The sequence below is a fragment of the Streptomyces sp. NPDC044003 genome (assembly GCF_056435185.1).
In genome coordinates this window covers 43,806-64,379 of record NZ_JBWKFA010000003.1, presented here as the reverse complement: position 1 = coordinate 64,379, position 20,574 = coordinate 43,806, and the positions used below count along the sequence as shown (strand labels likewise).

The following is a 20,574-nucleotide window of genomic DNA, read 5'->3' as shown; positions in this document are numbered from 1 at the left end:
TAAAGGGGTGCGGACACGGCGGCCCCTTACCTCGGTGCGGGGAGGTCCATCAGAGCGGCGATCGCGTCCTGGTGCCGGCCCGCCGAACCGAGCGCGATCTGGTCCGACTTGGCCCGCTTCAGCGCCAGGTGCGCCGGGTGCTCCCAGGTCATGCCGATCCCGCCGTGCAGCTGCACGCACTCCTCCGCGGCGCGGACGGCGACCTTCGAGCAGTAAGCCTGGGCGACCGCCACGGTGAGCGGCGCGTCCGGGCTGCCGGTCGCGAGGGCGTCGGCGGCGGCGCGGGCCGCGGCCCTGGCCCCGACGACGTCCAGCCAGAGCTGGGCCATGCGGTGCTTCAGGGCCTGGAAGGAGCCGACGGGCCGGTTGAACTGGTGGCGCTCCCGGGTGTGACGGACCGTCTCCTCCAGGCACCACTCGGCGAGACCGAGCTGCTCGGAGGCGAGCAGTCCGGCCCCGGCGAGGAGCCCGCGCCGGACGGCCGCGCGGGCCTCGTCCGCGCCGGCGAGCCGGGTGCCGCTCCCGGGCCGCGGGGTGAGGCGGGCCAGCGGGCGGGTGAGGTCGAGCGGGGTCTGCGGTTCGACGGTCGCCTCTCCGGCCGGGACGGCGTACAGGCCGTCGGCGCGCGGGACGAGGAGGACGTCGGCGGCCACGGCGTCGGCGACGCCCGCGACCGTGGGGGCGAGCGGCGGCTCCGCGTCCGGTGCGGTCGACAGGGGTACGGCGAGCACCGCGACCGTCCGGCCGCTCGCGAGCTCCGCCAGGAGCTCGACGGCCGGGCCGCCGTCCTCCCCCGCCAGGCCGAGCAGCGTCTCCGTGGCCACCACCGCGCTGGTGAGGTACGGCAGTGGGGTCACCGCGCGGCCGAGCTCCTCCAGGACCACGGCGGCCTCGCGGTGGCTCGCGCCCAGGCCGCCGAGCTTCTCGGGGACGAGGAGTCCGGCGGCACCGATGTCGCCCGCGAGGGACTTCCAGAGGCCGGGGACGTACGGGTCGTCCGTCTCGATCCGGTCGAGCAGGCTCTGGTGGCCGGCCCGGTCGGCGAGCAGGGCGCGGACCGTCGCCCGCAGGTCGTCCTCGGTCTCGGAGTACAGGAGATCGGTCTGTGCTGTCATCGGGCCAGGTCCTTCCAGGCGACGTCCTTGTCGTTGCGGGGCTCCGGGGGCAGGCCGAGGACCCGCTCGGCGACGATGTTGAGGAGGACCTCGGTGGTCCCGCCCTCGATCGAGTTGCCCTTGGAGCGGAGGTAGCGGTAGCCGGCGTCGCGTCCGGTGAAGTCGACGAGTTCGGGGCGGCGCATCTCCCACTCCCCGTACAACAGGCCCTCGTCGCCGAGGAGTTCGACCTCCAGACCGCTGATGGCCTGGTTGAGGCGGGCGAAGCCGAGCTTCATCGCGCTGCCCTCGGGGCCGGGCTGTCCGGCGACGAGCTGCTGGCGGAGGCGCTCGCCGGTGAGCCTGGCCACCTCGGCGTCGACCCAGAGGTCGAGGAGGCGGCGGTGCAGCTCGTGGGTGCGCAGCTCGGGGCGCTCGCGCCAGGTGGTGGCGAGCTTCCCGATCATGCCGCCCTCGCGGGGGATGCGGGCGCCGCCGATGGAGACCCGCTCGTTCATGAGGGTGGTCTGGGCGACCCGCCAGCCGTCGCCGACCTCGCCGAGGCGGTGTGCGTCGGGGATGCGGACGCCGGTGAGGAAGACCTCGTTGAACTCGGCCTCGCCGGTGATCTGGCGCAGCGGCCTGACCTCCACGCCGGGGTCGGTCATGTCGCAGACGAAGTAGGTGATGCCCCGATGCTTCGGCACGTCCGGGTCGGTACGGGCGATGAGGATGGCCCAGCGCGCGAGGTGGGCGCTGGAGGTCCACACCTTCTGCCCGTCGATCACCCAGTCCTCGCCGTCGCGTACGGCGCGGGTGCCGAGCGCGGCGAGGTCGGAGCCCGCCCCGGGCTCGCTGAAGAGCTGGCACCAGACCTCCTCGCCGACCCAGAGGGGCCGCAGGAAGCGGGACTTGACCTCGTCGGAGCCGTACGCGAGGAGGGTGGGGGCGGCCATGCCGAGGCCGATGCCGATCCGGCGCGGGTCGTTGTCGGGGGCGCCCGCGGCGGCGAGTTCGGCGTCGACGACGGCCTGGAGCGCGCGGGGCGCGTCGAGTCCGCCGAGGCCCACGGGGTAGTGCACCCAGGCGAGTCCGGCGTCGAAGCGGGCCTTCAGGAACTCGGTGCGGTCGGTGGTGGCGGGCGGGTGCTCGGCGAGCAACTGCCGGGTGCGGGAGCGGAGTTCCTCGGCGTCGGTCATGCGTGGGCTCCTTCCGGGAGGACGACCAGGCGGCCGGTGGTGGTGCCGTCGGCGACGCGCTGGACGGCGTCCGCCGCAAGGGCGAAGGGGACGCGCTCGCCGACGAGGGGCTTGATGAGGCCCTTCGCCGCGTAGGCGGTCAGGGTCTCGTGGCAGCGGCCGATCGAGGCCGGGTCCTTCGCCGCGTACAGGCCCCAGTGGAGGCCGAGGATCGAGTAGTTCTTCACCAGGGCGTGGTTGAGGGCGGGGGCGGGGACGGTGCCGCTCGCGAAGCCGACGATCACGATCCGGCCCTCGAAGGCGACGCACTTGGCGGACTGCTGGTAGGCCTCGCCGCCGACCGGGTCGTAGATCACGTCGGCGCCCCGGCCGCCGGTCGCGGCCTTGACGGCGGCGACGACGTCCTCGGAGCGGCGGTCGATCACCAGGTCGCAGCCGAGGGCGCGGGCGACGGCCGCCTTCTCGGGGCCGCCGACGACACCGATGACGGTGGCGCCGGCGGCCTTGCCGAGCTGGACTGCGGCGCTGCCGACGCCGCCGGCCGCCGCGTGGACGAGGAGGGTCTCGCCCTCCTTCAGGGCGGCGCGGCGGTGCAGGCCGAACCAGCCGGTCTGGTAGCCGATGTGCAGCGCGGCGGCCTCGGCGTCGTCGAGCGCGTCGGGGGCGGGCAGGAGCCCGGCGGCGTCGGCGAGGGTGTACTCGGCGAAGCCGCCGTGCGGGAGGGCGGCGGTGGTGATGACCCGGCGCCCGTCCTCGGTCTCGGCGCAGACCTCGACGCCGGGGGTGAAGGGCAGCGGGGGCCGCACCTGGTAGTGGCCGCGGCAGAGCAGCGCGTCGGGGAAGTTGACGTTCGCGGCGCGGACCCGGAGGAGGACCTGGCCTTCGCCGGGCGTGGGCGGTTCCACCTCCTCGCGGCGCATCACCGCGCCCGGTTCGCCGTTCTCGTACACACGCCATGCCTGCATCCGGAATGCCTCCTCCGTACCGAGCGGTCGGTGGCATACTAAGCGGTCGCTTGCCCTGGGGGAACGACTCGGCCGGACTTCTTGGCGACTCGCCCGGACTTCTCGCCGACTCAGCCGGACTTCTTGGGCCGTGCCCGTACGTGCATGCGCTCCCCCTGCGGGCCGAACAGGCTCAGGAACTCCACCGGCCCGTCCTCGGTCGGCCCGAACCAGTGCGGGACGCGCGTGTCGAACTCGGCGGCCTCGCCGGCGGTCAGGACGACATCGTGCTCGCCCAGGACGAGCCGGAGCCTGCCGGAGAGCACGTACAGCCATTCGTACCCCTCGTGCACCCGGGGCTCCGGATTCTCGTACGGCTTCTCCTGGATCACCTTGTACGCCTGGAGCCCGCCGGGCTGCCGGGTCAGCGGGTACATCGTCCGGCCGTGGCGCACGATGGGCTTCGCCTTCACCCGGGGGTCGCCCACCGACGGGGCGCCGACCAGCTCGTCCAGCGGGACCTGGTGGGCGCGGGCGAGCGGCAGGAGCAGTTCGAGGCTGGGCTTGCGCTGCCCGGACTCCAGCCGGGAGAGGGTGCTCACGGAGATGCCGGTCGCGGCGGAGAGCTCGGCGAGGGTCACCCCGCGGTCCCGGCGGACACGGCGGAGCCGGGGGCCGACCTCGGTCAGTACGGCGTCGATGCGGTCGTCTTCGGTCATGCCGCCAGTGTTGCAGAACCGGCAAGAATTCTTGCGAGAGCTTCACAAGCGGAGCCACCCTCGCCCCATGAACGACAACGCATACGACACTCACGACACTCACGAGCGGTACGACGCGGTGGTGATCGGCGGCGGCGCGGCCGGGCTCAGCGCGGCGCTGATCATGGGCCGCTCGCGGCTGCGCACCCTGGTCGTCGACGCGGGTGAACCCCGCAACGCCCCGGCCGCCCACATGCACGGGGTCCTCTCCCGGGACGGGATGAGCCCCGCCGACTACCTGGCGTCCGGCCGGCGCGAGCTCGCCGCGTACGGCGTGGACGTGCGGAACGGCCGGGTGACCGGCGCGGCCCGGGACGGCGAGGACGGCTTCCTCGTGTGCCTGGCGGACGGCACCCGTGTGCGCGCACGGCGGCTCGTGGTGACCACCGGGCTCGTCGACGAGCTGCCGGAGATCGACGGGGTGGCCGAGCGCTGGGGCCGGGACGTGGTGCACTGCCCGTACTGCCACGGCTGGGAGGTCCGCGACCTGCCGTTCGGAGTGATCGCCCACCCCGCGATGCCCGCGCACCAGGCGCTGATGGTCTCCCGCTGGTCCAAGGACGTGACGCTCTTCCTGCACACGGCCGGCGAGCTCTCCGCCCGGGACGCGGCGCTGCTCGACGCCGCCGGGGTGGAGGTCGTGACCGGTGAGGTCGCCGGGCTCGCCGTCGAGGACGACCGGCTGACCGGCGTCCGGCTCACCGACGGGCGGATCGTCCCGCGCTCGGTGGTCTTCGTCGGGGCGCGACGCCTCGCGGCGCGGGACGCGGTGCTCAGGGAGCTGGGCGCGGAGCTGCGCGAGACCCCGTTCGGGGAGTTCGTCGCGGTCGACGAGACGGGCCGGACCAGCGTCCCCGGCGTCTGGGCGGCCGGGAACGTGACGGGGCCGCAGGAGCAGGTGGTCAACGCGGTGAGCCGGGGCTACCGGGCGGGCGTGGCGATCAGCAACGAGCTGCTGCTCGCGGATCTGGAGGCGGAGGCGGCCCGTCGGCCGGCCGGATGAAAGAGGGCGGTTGGGGCTGCGCCACGGGGACCCGCAGGCGAGGATCGGCCATGGTGACCACATTCGGCCACGGACGACGCAAGGACGGGACACCACCCATGCTCGGTACGCAGTTCACCAAGGGCTCCCCCAACTGGATCGACCTCGGCAGCCCCGACACCGAAGCCGCCGCCGCCTTCTACGGCGCCGTCTTCGGCTGGGACTTCCAGTCGGCGGGCCCGGAGGCCGGAGGCTACGGCTTCTTCCAGCAGGACGGCGCCACGGTCGGCGCCCTGGGGCCGCTCGACGAGGGCGCGAAGAGCGCCTGGACGGTGTACTTCCAGACCCCGGACGCGGACGCGACCCAGGAGGCCGCCCAGCAGGCGGGCGGCACCGTGCGCGTCGAGGCCTTCGACGTCATGGACGCGGGCCGCATGGCCTGCCTCACCGACCCGGCCGGCGCCGAGTTCGCCGTCTGGCAGCCGGGGAAGGTGCAGGGCCTGGAGCGGACCTCCACCACCAACACCCTTCTCTGGGCCGAACTGCACGTCCCCGACCCGGAGTCCACCCTCGACTTCTACCAGAGCCTCTTCGGCTGGCGCTGGTCGCGGATGGACGCGCCCGGCATGACCTACCGGGTGATCTCCCCCGCCGAGGGCGACCAGGAGGACACGTCCTTCGGAGGCGCGGCCGAACTCCAGGAAGGGATGGCGGCGTCCTGGATCCCGTACTTCACGGTGGAGGACCCCGACGCGGTCTCCCGCACGGCCCAGGGCGGCGGCGGCTCGGTGGTGATGCCCGCCGCCGACGTCCCCGACGTGGGCCGCATCGCCTGGCTCGCCGACCCCTTCGGCGCGGTCTTCGCGGTGATGAAGCCCATGCCGAGGGCCTGACCGGCCACCCCCGGCTCAGCGGCTGCGCGCGCGCAGCCGCTGAGCCCCGAGCAGCAGGGCGTCCCAGCCGAGCATCTCGTGCACCGGCAACAGCTCCGCGATCGTCCGGTCCCCGTGGTCGACGAGGAGCAGGTCGCCGTCGGTGGTCGCCAGACGGACCTCGGACCAGGGGTGGCTCCAGAGCCGGTCGGGCCCGTCCCAGAGCTGGAGGCCCCGGTTGGTCATGCGCAGCTCGAAACGGTCGGTGTCCGTCGGCCTGGTCGGCCGTCCGTCCACCACGGGAGGACGGACGGCGTAAGCGCTCAGCACGGTCTCGCCCGGTGCGAGCGCCGCCTCACGGACGCCGTTCACTCGACCGCGCCGCAAGCCGCCCCAGGTGCCGAGGGCGCCGCATGCCAGTACGACGAAACCGGCGAGACCCCACGACCACTCGTACCGCCGGAGCAGCTCGATCACCTGGTGCGGGACATGGGCGGCCGTCTCGGTCGCCAGCCCCACCACTGCGAGGATCCCGCCGCCGACCGCGCCCCGCACCGTCCTTCGGCGGATCAGCCGCCGGCCCTCGTCGGCCGTCGTCTCGGTCACCTGCCGCGAACCCTCGTGCGCCATCCGCCCACCCCCGTAGAAGGATCTCCCCTCAACCGACCCTAGCGGGCGAAGAGTTCGAACGTCACCGCCGGCCGGTCGGCGAAGCGGGCCGAGGCGCGGGCCGTCGCCGTGGTCAGGAAGTCGCGGACGTACTTCTCCGGGTCCTCGTCCGTCAGGGCCTCGATGTAGGCGCGGTGGCAGAGGAGGGAGCGGATCGCGCGGTCCAGGCCGGGGGTCGCGTCGATCGCGTGGGTCGGGGTGCTGGAGGCGGCGACGGCGACCCAGCGGACACCGTTCCAGGGCTCCAGGCCCTGCTCGGTCAGTTCGGGGAAGATCCAGCGGTTTCCGGCGTCGGCGGCCGCGTCGAGGGTGGCGCGGCCGACGGCCAGGTGGTCCGGGGTGTTCCAGGGGGCACCGGGGCCCCCGCCCCAGGTGTCACGGTGGTTGAGGGTGATCACGAGTTCCGGGCGGTGGCGGCGGATCGCGGCCGCGATGTCGCGGCGCAGGCCGAGCCCGTACTCGATCACGCCGTCGCGGTGGTCGAGGAACTCGACGGTCCCGACGCCGACGACGGCGGCGCTGTCCCGCTGCTCCTGCTCGCGCAGCGGGCCGCAGACGTCGGGGGCGAGGGTGTCGATGCCGGCCTCGCCGCGGGTCGCGAGGACGTAGGTGACCTCCTTCCCGGCGTCCGTCCAGGCGGCGACGGCCGCCGCGCAGCCGTACTCCAGGTCGTCGGGGTGGGCGACGACGGCGAGCGCGCGCGTCCAGTCGCCGGGCATCTCCAGGAGGTCCTGGGCATCCGTCTCGATCATGAGCGCAGGATACGGGTCGCCTCCGACACCGTCGGGCGGAACGCTCCGGCGAGGATGACCGAGCGTGAGATGTGGCGCGGGCGGTCGGGGTTGAGGCCGCGCCGGTCCGCGAGGGCGACCGCGAGCCGCTGCGCGCGGACGAGCGCCGCGACCGGGTCGATGGCGTCGGCGGCGAACAGGGCGCCCGTGGACTCCACTTCGTCCCGGAGCCCGGAGGGGGCGGGGCCGAGGCAGCAGACCAGGCTGTCCCGGTCGCTGATGCTGATCGGGCCGTGCCGGTACTCCATCGCCGCGTACGACTCCGTCCAGGCGCGGGCCACTTCGCGCAGCTTGAGCGCCGCCTCGTCGGCGAGGCCGACGGTCCAGCCGGTGCCGAGGAAGGTGAACTGGCCGCGCCGCTCCCAGGCGGCGGGCAGCTGCTCGTACAGGACGAGTTCGGCGTCGGCGATCGCGGGTCCGAGGTCCACCCCGAGTCCGGCGCGCAGGAGTTGGAGGGCGGTGGTGGCGAACCGGGTCTGGACCACGGAGCGTTCGTCGGCGAAGCCGAGGTCGACGATCCGGTCGGCGAGCCGTCCGGCGGGGCTGCCGGGGACGCCGGTGACGACGAGCGTCGGGACGCGGCCGGCGGCGCGGGCCAGCAGGTCCACGACCTCCGTGGTGGTGCCGGAGCGGGTGAGGGCGACGATCCGGTCGTAGCCGCGGCCGAGCGGGGTCGTGTCGGAGGCGGGGAACGCGTCGGTCTCGCCCGCGCCGAGGGACTCCCGCAGGGCCGCGTAGGCGCGCGCGATGAAGTACGAGGTGCCGCAGCCGACGACCGCGACGCGCTCGCCGCGGGCGGGCAGCAGGCCGGAGTCGCGGTCGGCGATCTCGGCGGCGCGGCGCCAGCAGTCGGGCTGGCCGGCGATCTCCGCGCCGACGTGGGTGCTCATCATCCGGGTGCTCATGGCCTGGTCCTCTCCTCCACAGGGGCCCTCGCGGGTCCCTCACGGGTCCGGACCGAGTTGTATCCGTGCGCGACCAGAGCACACCATGAGCAATCCGTACTCACCGCTTGGACTTTTGCGCGGCTCCCCCGGTCGCCCCGCCCTCCGCCCGTCCGCCGCAGGAGGCGCGGACGACCAGGCGCGGCCTCAGCTGCACCTGGTGGAGCGGGGCCGCGTCCCCCTCGGCGAGCCGCCGCAGCAGGATCTGCGCGGCGAGGCGGCCCAGCTGGTACTTGGGGGGCGACACGGCCGTCAGCGGGGTCTCCGCGACATCGGCGAACTCGTTGTCGTAGCTGATCAGGGCGAGGTCCTCGGGCACCCGCAGCCCGGCGCGGCGGGCCGCTCCGAGCATCAGGGCGGCCTCCCGGTCGCCGAAGCAGAGCGCGGCGGTCACGCCGACGGCGCGCAGCGCGGCGAGCGCCCGATCGGCCCGGTCGGCGTCCCAGTGGGCCATCTCGTCCCGCTCGTACGGCGGGGCGGCGGGCAGCCCGAGGTCGGTGAGGGCGCGGGCGAAGCCGGACTCGATGGGCGCCGTGGTCGGTGCGTCGGTGCGGGCGACGAGCCCGAGCCGCTCGTGGCCGAGGGCCCGCAGATGGCGGACGGCGTCGTAGGCACCGCCCTCGTGGTCGGTGCAGACGTGCTCGGTGGGGTCGCCGGGGCCGTGGGCGGCGAGCCGGCGTTCGACGAGGACGGCGGGGACGGGCAGCGCGAGGAGCTCCTCCGCGCGCCGTCCCGGGTCGGTGGCGGTGTGCAGGCTGGGGACGAGGAGGAGACCGTGGACCCCGGCGGAGAGGAGCCGTTCGACGGCGGCGTCCTCCTCGGCGGGGTCGTAGTGCGAGCAGGCGAGGACGAGCCGGGCGCCGGCCGCCGCGAGTTCCCGCTCGATGCCCTGGAGGACGCGCGGGTAGTAGAAGGTGGTGTCGGGGACGAGGACGCCGACGATCCGGCGGTCGGCCCGGTCGTTCTCGGGCCGGTGGGCGGAGAAGGTCCCCGCGCCCTGGCGGCGTTCGACGAGGCCGAGGGCGACGAGGTCCTCGTAGGCGCGGCGGACGGTGGTGACGGACAGGCCCGTCTCGGTGGCGAGGGCGCGTTCGGTGGGCAGCTTGCTGCCGGGGGGCCAGGTGCCGTCGAGGATGCCGCGCCGCAGCTCGGCCATGAGGGCCCGGAACTTCAGCTCCCGGCCGGAGGCCGGTGTCTCGCGTGCCGCCATCCGGGCCCCTTCGCGCAGGCCGGGGTCCACGCCCCGGGGTCATTGCTGATCGATTGCGCGCCGAATCCTATGCCGTGTGCCCTCAGATCTCGCCCCGGGCGAGGGAGAGCAGCCGGTCGAGGACGCGCGGTCCGCCGGCCCGCACCCCGTCGTGCTCGAACTCGTCGGTCACCCAGGTCCGCAGTCCGCGCACGGCGCGCGCGGTCTCCAGGGAGTGGGCGGTGTCGACGTACATGTCGTCCTGGTAGACGGCGGCCGCCACCGGGACCTCGTTGGCGGCGAGCTGCTCGGGGTCGTACAGCGGGGCCCAGTCGGCGCGCGCGGCGAGCAGTTCGGCGGTCTCGCGGAGCGGGCGCAGGGCGGGGTCGGTGGTGAAGAGCCACGGGTGGACGGTCTCGCCGGTGAAGAGCAGGGGCGCGCCCTCGGCGAGCGCCGTGCGGGCGTCGAACTCGGGGTGCTCGGCGCGGACCCGCTCGGCGGCCCAGTCGGTGGGGCCCTGCCCCTGGGCGTAGATGGCCTCGTGGAGGACGGCGTACAGCGGGTGTCCGGCGTACGAGAGGTGGGCCTGGACCTGCTCCAGGAAGGCGTCGGCGAGGGCGGGCCCGCCCGGGGTGGGCACGAAGGCGCCCTCCAGGAGCAGATGCAGCTGGTGGGTGCCGTCGCCGGAGCCGAGGAGGATGCCGAGGGACTGGAAGGCCTCGGCGGTGAGGAGGCCGCCGCCGGGGAGGGTGACCTCGTGGTCGAGGAGGTGGGCGGCGATCGCGCGGGCCCGTTCGGCGTCCTGCGGGTAGCGGGCGAAGTGGGCCTCGTTCTTCCGCCGGATGCGGGGGTAGGCGGCGCGGTAGACCTCGTCGGCGGTGGCGTCCAGGGAGGGCAGGCCGCCGGTGACGAGGACCCGCTCCAGGCCCTCGGGGGCGGTGGAGAGGTAGTGGGTGGCGCAGAAGCCGCCGAAGCTCTGGCCGAGGACGGTCCAGGGGGCGCCGCCGGTGAGCCGGCGGCGGATCAGCTCGCAGTCCTGGACGATGGAGTCGGCGCGGAAGTGCGCCAGGTACGCGGCCTGCTCGGCCGGGCCTCCGCGCAGCGGCAGGGTCTGGCGGTTGGCGGGGGTGGAGCGGCCCGTGCCGCGCTGGTCGAGGAGGAGGACGCGGAACTCCTGCACGGCGCGGCCGAGCCAGGCCTGCGGGCCGATGAAGCGGCGGGCGCCGAAACCGGGCCCGCCCTCCAGGTAGACCAGCCAGGGGAGCTGCTCGCGGCCCGTCCGGTCCTTGTCGCTCGCGACGACCTCGCGGCCGAAGACCTCGATGCGCTCGCCGTCGGGGCGGGTGTGGTCGAGGGGGACGGGGAACCGGTGGTCGGTGAGGACGAGGCCCGGCTGGCGGTAGGTGGTCAACGCTGCTCCTGCTCCTGCTCGGTACGCCCCCGCGAGGACAGTGGATCACACGGAGTGCGGGGGCCGGTGCGGGAGGAGCCCCTGCGCCGCGAGGTAGTTCCGTGCCACGTCCTCCGGGAGCCGCCGCCAGCTGTCCACCTGTTCGTTGAGGTGCGCCAGGTCGGCGGTGGTCAGGACCGTGTTGAGGCGGGCGAGCGCACGGGTGACGCGCTCGCTCCCGGCGCGGGCGCGGTTGACGACAGGGACGATGAAGTCGGCGTTCTGCAGGCGCTTGTCGTCGTCGAGCCCCGGCCGGGCCGTTCGGGGACGGGAGCGCCGTACCGGTCAGGCGTTCGAGAGGACGGCGATGACGTTGCCGGCCGGGTCGGTGAACCAGGCGATCGAGGGCCCGTGCCCGCCGCGTACGACGCCCTTCTCGTCGGCCTCGAAGTCGGGATAGCGCTGGAACGTCACCCCGCGCCCCACCAGCTCGTCGACGGCACGGTCGATGTCGTCGACCTCGAAGTTGAGGATCGTGAAGGAGGCGGGGGTGTGGTTCTCCTTGGGATAGACGAAGACCCGCGCCCCGCCGGGCAGGATGAGGTTCAGCATCCGCATCTCCTCGGGGCCGGTCTCCTCCACCCGCAGGCCGAGGACGTCGCCGTAGAAGCGGCGTGCGGCGTCGAGGTCGTCGACCGAGAAGCCGCTGTACGCCGTGGTCTCGCCGAACATGGCGTGCTCCCTTCCGGGGGCCCGGTGCCCGGGCACCCCTTCCAGGATCCTCCGGCTGCGCCCGCCCGTCCGCTCAGGGGGCGATCGGCAGCTGCCGCTTGTGCTCGGTGAGATCGTAGCGGCGGACGATCGTGGCGTACGCGGCCTCCGCGACCGGCTTCCCCTCCAGGAAGTCGTCGATGTCGTCGTAGGTGACGCCGAGCGCGTCCTCGTCGGCCTTGCCCGGGTCGAGGGTCTCCAGGTCGGCCGTGGGAGTCTTCCACACCAGCGAGGCCGGGGCGCCGAGCTCGTCGGCGATCGCGCGGACGCGCCGCTTGGTGAGGCCGGTCAGCGGGACGACGTCGGCGGCGCCGTCGCCGAACTTGGTGAAGAAGCCGGAGACGGCCTCGGCGGCGTGGTCGGTGCCGACGACAAGTCCGTCGTGGGCGCCGGCGACCGCGTACTGGGCGATCATCCGCTGGCGGGCCTTGATGTTGCCCTGCACGAAGTCCTGGTGGTGAGCGTCACGGAAGGCCGTCCCGCCGACGAGACAGGCCTCCAGGGCCGCGTCGCTGGCGGCCTTGACGTCCACGGTGAGGACCCGGTCGGCGCGGATGAAGCCGAGGGCGGTCTGCGCGTCCTGCTCGTCGGCCTGGACGCCGTACGGCAGGCGCATCGCGTAGAAGGTGGCGTCGTGGCCGGCGGCGCGGGCCCGCTCCACGGCGAGCTGGCAGAGCCGGCCGGCGGTCGTGGAGTCGACGCCGCCGCTGATGCCGAGGACGAGGGAGCGCAGCCCGGTGGAGGTGAGCCGCTCGGTGAGGAAGGCCACCCGGCGCTCGATCTCCGCCTTCGGGTCGAAGGTCTCGGCGACCTGGAGGTCCCGGGCGATCTGCAGCTGGAGGGCGGTGGACGCCGGGTCGGTCACGAAGGTCTCCTCGTCAGGGTCGGTCGGCTGTGTACCCGCTGGTACGGGGGTGCACAGGGGTCGACTCTACGCGTCGCCCGACCCGGCGACGGACGCCTCCGGGGTGCACAGCACCTCGACCCGCTGGACGAGGTTGTTCGCGAAGCCGCCGCGGTTCCACGGCGCGGTGAGCGGCTGCACGTTCCCCTCGGCGTCGGTGGCCCGCACGGTCAGGTGGCGCAGTCCCGGTGTCGCCGTCCAGGTGGCGCGCCAGGCGGACCAGGCCCAGGGGTGCGCGGGGTCCCGTTCGACCTCGGCGTCGGTCCAGGCCGCCCCGCCGTCCTCGCTGACCTCGACGCGGGTGACCGGGCCGTGCCCGGACCAGGCGCGCCCGGTCAGCGCCACGGGCCCGGGGCGCACGACGCGGGTCCGGGACATGAAGTCGGGGAAGCCCGGCGGCACCATCAGGGCCCGGGGCGCGATGAGGGTGACGGGCTCTCCCGGTTCGTCGGCCTCCCGGCGCAGGCGGTAGGAGACGCTCTGCTGGAAGCCGGTGTACGGGGTGTCGTCGAGCGTGATGTCGTGGAGCCACTTCACGTGCGCCATGCCGTACCAGCCGGGGACGACGAGCCGGAGCGGGCTGCCGTGCTGCGGCGGCAGCGGCGCCCCGTTCATCGCGTACGCGACGAGGACGTCCCGCGCCGGGTCGGCGGCCGTCGTCAGGGGCAGGCTGCGGCGGTAGTCCTGCTCGACACCGCGCTCGACCCCGTGGTCGGCGCCGGTGAACACCGCCTCGGCCGCGTCCTCGGCGATGCCGGCCTCCGCGAGGAGGGCGGCCAGCGGGACGCCGGTCCACTCCGCGGTCCCGACGGCCTCGACCAGCCAGGGCTGGCTGACGGGCCGGGGGGTGAGCCGGGCCCGGCCGTTGCCCGCGCACTCCAGGGTGACCCGGCGGGTGACGGCGGGCCGGTCGCGGAGCGCCGCCAGGTCCAGGGCGAGCGGCCGCAGGACCCGGCCGCCGACGGTGAGCCGCCAGCCCTCCACGTCGGTGGCGGGGATGTCGTAGTGGACGAGGACGTAGTGGAGTCCGGGCGGGGTGACGTCGTACCGCAGGGCCTCCAGGGGCAGTCCGTGGTTGCGGGTGGCGAGGGCGACCTCCTGCACGGTGACGCCCTCGTCGGGGCCGGCCACGCGTCCCGGTGTGCTGATGTCGCTCAGACCACTCAGGGAACCGTCCATGTCCTCATCGTCCGCCCGGGCGCCGGGCCCGGCACGTCGGGCTCCGTCGCGCCCGTCGACGTCCGTTCCGTCGGGCCCGCCGGGGGCGCGACCCGAGCGTCGCTTCCGTCAGGCCCGCGCGTCGCTTCCGTCAGGCCTGCCGGGGGCCGCGCAGGGCCCGGTCGAGGCCGTCCTGCGGGAGGCCGGTGAGGGCGCGGACGAAGATCTCCTCGTAGGCGGGTTCGCCGATCGTCGCGCGGGCGGTGTCGGTGTACTTCTCGTGCAGGGCCCGCAGCCCGGGCAGGCCGCGCCGGGGCTGGCCGGTGGATCGCCAGTACGCCTCGCCCGTACCGCTCACGTCGGCCGCGCGCTCGCCGTCCCCGGCGGCCGCGAGGGCGGTGGCGAGGACATCGAGGCCGAGCGCCACCCCGAGGCTCGCACCGAGGCCGCGGGTGCCTTCGAGCATGGCGCGGGCGTGTCCGGAGGCGGCCGACGGGTCGCCCTCCAGGAGGCCGGTGAGGGCGAGCTGGTACTCGAGGGCGGTGCGGGTCCAGTGTTCGTCGAGCTCCTCGCAGAGGGTGCGGAGGTGCAGCGCCCGTTCCCGGGCCTCGGCGAGCCGGCCGAGCCCGGTGAGGGCGAAGACCCGCACGAGGTGGCAGCGGAGCCGGGCGGCGGAGTCGGCGGGGCCGCCGGGGGCGGCGTCGAGGACGTGGCCCACAACGACGTACGCGGCCATCGGCCGGCCGGTGGTCAGGGCGAGGAGCCCGGCGAGGGCGGCGGCGTCGAGGGTGAGGTCGCCGGGCCGGTCGCGGCCGCCGCGGGGGGCGTCCTCGTGCTCGGTGCACTCCGTGAAGCGGGCCTCGCGGGCGCAGCGCTCGCTGACCTCCTGGGCGGGACCGAACTCGCCCTGGAGGACCAGGGTGACGCCGAGGGCCCACAGGGCGCGGGCCCGGCCGCGGCCGCGGGCCTCGCCGCGGAGCAGGGCCTGTTCGAGGCCGTCGCGGGCCTCGCGGAGGCGGCCGCGGCAGGACCAGGCGAAGGCGACGGAGCCGACGAGGTCGAGGGCGGCGTCGGGGTCGGTGCGCAGCAGCCGGTCCAGGGCGGTGCGCAGGTCGGTGTGGTGGGTGTCGACGGTCCGGTACCAGCGGAGCTGGCGGGCGCCGTGCCATTCGGTCTCCGCGCGGCGGGCCAGGGCCCGGAAGTGGGCGGCGTGCCGGTCGGCGACCGTTCCGGTCTCGCCGGTCCGGTCCAGCCAGGTCGCCCCGTACTCGCGGATGGTGTCGAGCATGCGGAACCGTCCGGCGGCGTCGGGCGGACGGACCACGGAGGAACGGACGAGTCCGTCGAGCGCGCCCGGCAGGGTCGCGCGGTCCAGGGGGCCGCCGGCGCACACGGCGGTCGCGGAGGCGAGGTCGAAGGGGCCGCGGAAGACGGAGAGCCGGGACCAGAGGAGGCGTTCGAGGGGGGTGCTCAGCTCGTGGCTCCAGCCGATGGCGGCGCGCAGGGTCCGGTGGCGGCTCGGCCAGACCCGCTCGGGGTGGGCGAGCAGGTCGAAGCGGGCTTCCGGCAGGGCGTCGAGGCGGGTGCCGAGCTGGTCGCGGACGGCTTCGGCGCCCTGGAGGCGGATCTGCGCGGCGGCCAGTTCCAGGGCGAGCGGGATGCCTTCCAGGCGTACGCAGATCTCGCCGGCGGGCCCGGCGGCGGGGAAGTCCTCGCCCGCGGCCCGGCGGAGCAGTTCCAGGGCGTCGCCGCCGGCGGGCGGCAGCGGGTCGAGGGCGACGAGCCGCTCCCCCGCGACACCGAGGGGGCGGCGGCCGGTGGCGAGGACGGTGAGTCCGGGGGCGGCGGCGAGGAGTTCGGTGACGAGCCGGGCGCAGGGTTCGGCGAGGTGCTCGCAGGAGTCGAGGACGAGGAGCAGCCGGTCCTCGGCGAGGCGGCGGCAGAGTCCGGTGGTGGCCATGCCGGGGGTGTGGTCGGCGAGGTCGACGGAGTCGGCGACGAGGGCGACGAGGAGCCGGTCGCCGTCGAGCTGGCTCAGATCGGTCCACCAGGCGCCGTCCGGGTATCCGTCGGCGGCGCGGTGCGCGGCCCGCAGCGCGAGCCGGGTCTTCCCGACTCCCCCGACGCCGGTCACGGTGACGAGGCGGTGCTCCGCCAACGCGGCGGATATGCGCTCCAGTTCCGTGCGGCGTCCCACGAAACCGGGGTTCTCGTCCGGCAGATGTCCACGCACGGGAGCAGTCTCCCTCATGCCCGCCCCGAACGGACCGGCGGAACCGGTTCGTTACCCGGGCCGACGGAAACCCGGGGTGGACGCGGCCGTAATTCGTTTGACCCGACCACGGGCGGGCGCTGCACTGTGCCGGGGCGCCACGGGTCGTGGTGCCCGTACGACCGGGGAGGCAGCAGTACCGATGAAGATCCGTCCCACCACCGACCAGGACCTCGGCGTCTTCGTCGACACGCTCCACACCGCGTTCGGGCGCTTCCCGGAAACCCCGGCCGAGGACGGCAGCGGGGTCTGGTGGTCGGCGTTCGAGATGGACCGGGGCCTGCTCGCCGTGGCGGAGGACGGGAAGCCCGTCGGCACCGCCGCCGCGTACTCCTTCGAGCTCACCCTCCCCGGTGAGGCCGTCGTCCCGGTCGGCGGGGTGACCGCCGTCGGCGTGCTGCCCTCGCACCGGCGCCGGGGCGTGCTCAGCGCGATGATGCGGCATCAGCTCACCGAGCTGCGGGCCCGCGGGGAGTTCCTCTCGGTGCTGCTCGCCTCCGAGGCCCCGATCTACGGCCGGTTCGGATACGGCCCCGCGACCTACACGGGACGGCTGACGGTGCAGCGCCACCAGGCCGCCCTCGACCTTCCCCGGGCGCTCGGGACGGACGGTGCGGACACCGGCTCGGTCGAGGTGCTGCGGCGCGCCGAGTGCGGCGAGGTACTGGAGGAGGTCTACGACCGGTACCGCCGTGCGCAGCCCGGCGCGCTGTCCCGGCCCCACCGCTGGTGGACCCGGGGCGCGGGGCAGCCGCCGGTCGCGCCGGCTCCGCGCTACGTCGCCGTCCACCGGGATGCCGACGGAGTCCCGGACGGGTACGCCACGTACTCGCTCGGCGAGGCCGAGACCCTGACGGTCGACGAGACGATCGCCACCGACGACGCCGTCTTCACGGCCCTGGCCCGGTTCCTGCTCGGGCACGACCTGGTCGACCGGGTCGTGTTCAAGCACGTCCCGTCCGATCATCCGCTGCGCTGGCGGTTCGCGGACTTCCGTGCCGCTCAGGTGGGCGGCGACACCGACTGGCTCTGGGTGCGGCTGCTCGACGTCCCGGGGGCGCTGACCGCGCGCGGCTGGTTCACGGACGGCGAGCTCGTCCTCGACGTCGACGACCCGTTCCTCGGCGAGCACGGCCGCTTCCTGCTGACGGTCCGGGACGGCAAGGCCGCGTGCGTGCCGACGGACCGGGAACCGGACCTGTCCCTGGACGTGCGGGACCTGGGCGCGGTCTACCTCGGGGGGACGGCTCCGAGCACGCTGGTGCGCGCCGGGCACATCCGGGCCCACCGGCCGGGCGCGGCCGCCCTCGCGGACGCGCTCTTCCGCGGCGAGCGCGCCCCGCACTGCCTGCACTGGTTCTGACCGCGCGGGGAAAGGGGTTCCCCCTCTGACCGCGTACGGCGAAGGGTTCACCCTCCCTTGACCGTCACCTCGACGGAGTGCCACCCCTGGGCCCCGTCGGGCATGGTGTCGGTGCGGTGTTCCGGCTGGGTGGTGCCGGTGCCGTCGGTGGCGCGGACGGTGAGGGTGTGGTCGCCGGGGGTGGCCGCCCAGGGGTGGACCCACTGGCGCCAGGTGTCGCCGCCGTCCTCGGCCCCGAGCCGGGCCTCCTGCCACGGTCCGTCGTCGATCCGTACCTCGACCCGGCGGATGCCTCGGTGCTGGGCCCAGGCGACCCCGGCGATCATCACGGTGCCGGCGGCGGGGTGGGCGAAGGCGCGCGGGGTGTCGATGCGGGACTGTGTCTTGACGGGTGCCTGCGCCGCCCAGCCGCGCGGGACCCAGTAGGCGTCGTACGCGTCGAAGGTGGTGAGTTCGATCGACTCGATCCACTTGCAGCCGGAGACGTATCCGTACAGGCCGGGGACGAGCATGCGGACGGGGAAGCCGTGGGTGAAGGGCAGGGGTTCGCCGTTCATCCCGAAGGCGAGGAGGGCGTCGCGGCCGTCCATGACGGTTTCGACGGGGGTGCCGATGGTCATGCCGTCGACGGAGCGGGCGACCAGCTGGTCGGCGGGGCCGCCCTCGGAGGGCGGGCGGACGCCGGCCTCGCGGAGCAGGTCGGCGAGCCGGACACCGAGCCAGCGGGCGTTGCCGATGTACGGGCCGCCGACCGGGTTGGAGACGCAGTTCAGGGTGATGTCCCGTTCCACCACCGGCCGGGCCATCAGCTCCGGCAGGGTGACGGTGCGTTCCGTGCGGACTCCGCTGCCGTGGATGCGGAGGTGCCAGCGGTCGGCGTCGACCTTGGGGACGATGAGCGCGGTGTCGACGCGGTAGAAGTCGCGGTTCGGGGTGACGAAGGGGCTGATGCCGGGGACGTCGAGCTGCGCCCCGGCGGGCACGGCCGGTGCCGGGGACGTGGGCCGGGGCAGGCGCAGGGCCGCGCGGGAGGCGGCGGCGTTCTCCTGTACGGGGGTGCCGACCGCGCGGCCGAGGGCGGCGGCCCCGGTCGCGGCGAGGCCGGTGGAGGCGGCGACGATGAGGAACCCGCGCCGGTCCGCCTGAGCGATTCCGGGCCTCGGGGGGAGGAGGCGGCCCATCAGGACGTACAGGAGGAGCGCGCCGGCGGCGCCTCCGACGAGGGAGGGTACGGCGTCCATGGCGGACTCGGAGTCGGGCCGGGTGACGGCGGCGACGGCCCCGAGGACGCCGAAGGCGACGACGGCCGCCGCGCCGAGCAGACGGTGGCGCAGCGCGAGCAGTCCGACGCCGAGGGCGAGGGCCGCGAGGATGAGCAGGATGCCGAGCTGGAGGACGGTCTTGTCGCTCTCTCCGAAGGCGCGGATGGCCCATTCCTTGAGGGCGGCCGGGGTGCGGTCGACGACGGTGCCGCCGACGGCCACGACGGGGCCCGCCTCGGGGCGTACCCAGAAGGAGACGACGTCCGCGACGGCCAGGGAGACGTACGCGGAGACCAGTCCGCCGAGCGCGGCGAGGAGGCGGTCGGTGCGGGTGGGTTCGGGGTGCGGTTCGGGGTGCGGCTCGCGCGCGGTCCTGGTGGCGTTCATGGTGGGTGTTTCGGCACGCCGGGGCGCCCGGATGGGCGCCTTCACCCGGATGGGTCTCAGTGTGTGTCCGGGTGTTCGCCCGGCACCGCGAGTTCCTCCACCGCCTCCACGCCGACGACCGCTCCGGTGGACTTCTTGCCGCGCCGGAGGCGGCGTTCGAGCCAGGAGGCGAAGGTGGTGAGGGCGAAGTTGAGGACGACGAAGATGACGGCGACGACGGTGAAGCAGGCGATGGTGTTGGCGCCGTAGTTGGCGCTCATGGGGCGTACGGAGGCGAGGAGTTCGGAGAAGCCGAGCATCGCGCCGCCGAGGGCGGTGTCCTTGACGATGACGACGAGCTGGCTGACGAGGGCGGGCAGCATGGCGGTCACGGACTGCGGCAGGAGGACGTACATCATGGTCTGGCCCTTGCGCATGCCGATGGCTTTGGCCGCGTCGGTCTGGCCGGTGGGGAGGGCGAGGATGCCGGCGCGGACGACCTCGGCGAGCACGGAGGCGTTGTAGAGGACGAGGCCGGTGACGACGGCGTACAGGGGTCGGGTGTCCGGGCTGATCGCGGTGAACTCGGCGTAGGCGGCGTTCGCGAAGAGCATCAGGATCAGGACGGGGATCGCCCGGAAGAACTCGACGACGGATCCGGCCGTGGAGCGGACGGCGAAGTGGTCGGAGAGCCGGAGGATGCCGAGGAGCGCGCCGAGGGGCAGGGCGATGACCATGGCGAGTCCGGCGGCGATCACGGTGTTCTTCAGGGCGGGCAGGATGTACGTCTCCCAGACGCGGGCGTCGGTGAAGAAGGGCGCCCATTTGGACCATTCGAGCTGGTTCTTGGCGGCGAGGCTCGCGACGACCCACCAGACCACGGCGGCGAGCGCGATCAGGAACAGCAGGGTCCACAGGAGGTTGCGCCGCCGGGCGCGTGGGCCGGGGACGTCGTAGAGGACGGTGGGCTTGTCCTTCACCGCTTCACCGCCACCTTCTTGGCCAGCCAGCCGAAGAAGAGGCCGGTGGGCAGGGTGAGGCAGAGGAAGCCGACGGCGAAGATCGTGGAGATGAGGATGAGCTGGGCCTCGTTCTCGATCATCTCCCGCATCAGCAGGGCCGCTTCGGCGACGCCGATGGTGGCGGCCACGGTGGTGTTCTTGGTGAGGGCGATGAGGACGTTGGCGAGGGGGCCGACGACGGAGCGGAAGGCCTGCGGGAGCACGATCAGGCGCAGGACCTGGGGAAAGTTGAGGCCGATGGCGCGGGCGGCCTCGACCTGTCCGAGGGGGACGGTGTTGATGCCGGAGCGGAGGGCCTCGCAGACGAAGGCGCTGGTGTAGGCGGTGAGGCCGAGGATGGCGAGCCGGAAGTTGATGGTGGTGAACCGCTCGGCGCCGAGGCTGACTCCGAGGGTCTGGAACAGGCCGAGCGAGGTGAAGACGATGATGACGGTGAGGGGGATGTTGCGGACGATGTTGACGTAGGCGGTGCCGAAGCCCCGCATGAGGGGGACGGGGCTGACGCGCATCGCGGCCAGCAGCGTCCCCCAGACGAGGGAGCCGATCGCGGAGTAGACGGTGAGCTGCACCGTCACCCAGAAGGCTCCGAGCAGGTCGTACCCCTGGAGGAAGTCGAACACGGCG

Annotated in this window: 19 protein-coding genes and 1 pseudogene; 3 read left to right on the top strand and 17 right to left on the bottom strand. The window is 74.3% G+C overall.

The window, feature by feature from the left end; all coding sequences use genetic code 11:
* Positions 1-26: 26 nt before the first annotated feature.
* From AC07AW_RS12380 to AC07AW_RS12365, 4 genes are all read right to left on the bottom strand, one after another.
* Positions 27-1,115 carry an acyl-CoA dehydrogenase family protein gene (locus tag AC07AW_RS12380; protein WP_478815398.1) on the bottom strand — a complete coding sequence of 363 codons (1,089 nt, stop codon included), beginning with the start codon at positions 1,113-1,115 and terminating at the stop codon, positions 27-29.
* Entirely contained in the window at positions 1,112-2,293 is a 1,182-nt protein-coding gene (locus tag AC07AW_RS12375) for an acyl-CoA dehydrogenase family protein (RefSeq protein ID WP_478815397.1), read from the bottom strand. The genes AC07AW_RS12380 and AC07AW_RS12375 overlap by 4 nt, the downstream gene beginning before the upstream one ends.
* Positions 2,290-3,258 carry an NADPH:quinone oxidoreductase family protein gene (locus AC07AW_RS12370; RefSeq protein ID WP_478815396.1) on the bottom strand — a complete coding sequence of 323 codons (969 nt, stop codon included), beginning with the start codon at positions 3,256-3,258 and terminating at the stop codon, positions 2,290-2,292. Before AC07AW_RS12370 ends, AC07AW_RS12375 begins: the two co-directional genes overlap by 4 nt.
* A gap of 110 nt (positions 3,259-3,368) precedes the next feature.
* Entirely contained in the window at positions 3,369-3,956 is a 588-nt protein-coding gene (locus AC07AW_RS12365) for a helix-turn-helix domain-containing protein (RefSeq protein WP_478815395.1), read from the bottom strand.
* Positions 3,957-4,023: 67 nt separating this feature from the next.
* On the opposite strand from AC07AW_RS12365, the gene AC07AW_RS12360 reads away from it, so the two are divergent.
* On the top strand, positions 4,024-4,998 hold the full coding sequence (locus AC07AW_RS12360) for an NAD(P)/FAD-dependent oxidoreductase (protein WP_478815394.1): 975 nt from the start codon (positions 4,024-4,026) through the stop codon (positions 4,996-4,998).
* A 98-nt stretch (positions 4,999-5,096) separates the two neighbouring features.
* Positions 5,097-5,870 (top strand): VOC family protein, encoded by a 774-nt coding sequence (locus AC07AW_RS12355; protein ID WP_478816220.1) that lies wholly within the window; start codon positions 5,097-5,099, stop codon positions 5,868-5,870.
* 15 nt (positions 5,871-5,885) lie between these two features.
* Here AC07AW_RS12355 and AC07AW_RS12350 read toward each other — a convergent pair whose 3' ends face one another.
* The 10 genes and pseudogenes from AC07AW_RS12350 to AC07AW_RS12305 all read right to left on the bottom strand — a co-directional run bounded on the left by AC07AW_RS12350 (position 5,886) and on the right by AC07AW_RS12305 (position 15,916).
* On the bottom strand, positions 5,886-6,455 hold the full coding sequence (locus AC07AW_RS12350) for a hypothetical protein (protein ID WP_478815393.1): 570 nt from the start codon (positions 6,453-6,455) through the stop codon (positions 5,886-5,888).
* A 62-nt stretch (positions 6,456-6,517) separates the two neighbouring features.
* The gene (locus AC07AW_RS12345) at positions 6,518-7,270 is read right to left on the bottom strand and encodes a PIG-L deacetylase family protein (protein ID WP_478815392.1); all 753 of its coding nucleotides are present in this window, start codon (positions 7,268-7,270) and stop codon (positions 6,518-6,520) included.
* A complete protein-coding gene (locus AC07AW_RS12340) occupies positions 7,267-8,199 on the bottom strand; it encodes an SIS domain-containing protein (RefSeq protein ID WP_478816219.1) in 933 nt (310 codons plus the stop codon). The genes AC07AW_RS12345 and AC07AW_RS12340 overlap by 4 nt, the downstream gene beginning before the upstream one ends.
* A gap of 115 nt (positions 8,200-8,314) precedes the next feature.
* Positions 8,315-9,463: a GntR family transcriptional regulator gene (locus AC07AW_RS12335; protein ID WP_478815391.1), complete on the bottom strand. Its 1,149-nt coding sequence runs from the start codon at positions 9,461-9,463 to the stop codon at positions 8,315-8,317.
* An 82-nt stretch (positions 9,464-9,545) separates the two neighbouring features.
* A complete protein-coding gene (locus AC07AW_RS12330; protein WP_478815390.1) occupies positions 9,546-10,853 on the bottom strand; it encodes an alpha/beta fold hydrolase in 1,308 nt (435 codons plus the stop codon).
* A 45-nt stretch (positions 10,854-10,898) separates the two neighbouring features.
* Positions 10,899-11,138, bottom strand: a pseudogene (locus AC07AW_RS12325) (glycine betaine ABC transporter substrate-binding protein); the annotation flags it as partial.
* A gap of 39 nt (positions 11,139-11,177) precedes the next feature.
* On the bottom strand, positions 11,178-11,564 hold the full coding sequence (locus AC07AW_RS12320) for a VOC family protein (RefSeq protein ID WP_478815389.1): 387 nt from the start codon (positions 11,562-11,564) through the stop codon (positions 11,178-11,180).
* A gap of 73 nt (positions 11,565-11,637) precedes the next feature.
* Entirely contained in the window at positions 11,638-12,468 is an 831-nt protein-coding gene (gene nadE / locus AC07AW_RS12315) for an ammonia-dependent NAD(+) synthetase (RefSeq protein ID WP_478815388.1), read from the bottom strand.
* Positions 12,469-12,534: 66 nt separating this feature from the next.
* Entirely contained in the window at positions 12,535-13,686 is a 1,152-nt protein-coding gene (locus AC07AW_RS12310; RefSeq protein WP_478815387.1) for a sulfite oxidase, read from the bottom strand.
* Between the two features lie 130 nt (positions 13,687-13,816).
* A complete protein-coding gene (locus tag AC07AW_RS12305) occupies positions 13,817-15,916 on the bottom strand; it encodes an ATP-binding protein (protein WP_478815386.1) in 2,100 nt (699 codons plus the stop codon).
* A 163-nt stretch (positions 15,917-16,079) separates the two neighbouring features.
* On the opposite strand from AC07AW_RS12305, the gene AC07AW_RS12300 reads away from it, so the two are divergent.
* Positions 16,080-17,300, top strand: coding sequence for a GNAT family N-acetyltransferase (locus tag AC07AW_RS12300; protein ID WP_478815385.1), 1,221 nt, complete (start codon positions 16,080-16,082; stop codon positions 17,298-17,300).
* 47 nt (positions 17,301-17,347) lie between these two features.
* Here AC07AW_RS12300 and AC07AW_RS12295 read toward each other — a convergent pair whose 3' ends face one another.
* The 3 genes from AC07AW_RS12295 to AC07AW_RS12285 are packed head-to-tail and all read right to left on the bottom strand — an operon-like array spanning position 17,348 to position 20,570.
* The gene (locus AC07AW_RS12295) at positions 17,348-18,949 is read right to left on the bottom strand and encodes a molybdopterin-dependent oxidoreductase (RefSeq protein ID WP_478815384.1); all 1,602 of its coding nucleotides are present in this window, start codon (positions 18,947-18,949) and stop codon (positions 17,348-17,350) included.
* 56 nt (positions 18,950-19,005) lie between these two features.
* Entirely contained in the window at positions 19,006-19,908 is a 903-nt protein-coding gene (locus AC07AW_RS12290) for an amino acid ABC transporter permease (RefSeq protein ID WP_478815383.1), read from the bottom strand.
* Positions 19,905-20,570 (bottom strand): amino acid ABC transporter permease, encoded by a 666-nt coding sequence (locus tag AC07AW_RS12285; protein WP_478815382.1) that lies wholly within the window; start codon positions 20,568-20,570, stop codon positions 19,905-19,907. The genes AC07AW_RS12290 and AC07AW_RS12285 overlap by 4 nt, the downstream gene beginning before the upstream one ends.
* Positions 20,571-20,574 lie beyond the last annotated feature (4 nt).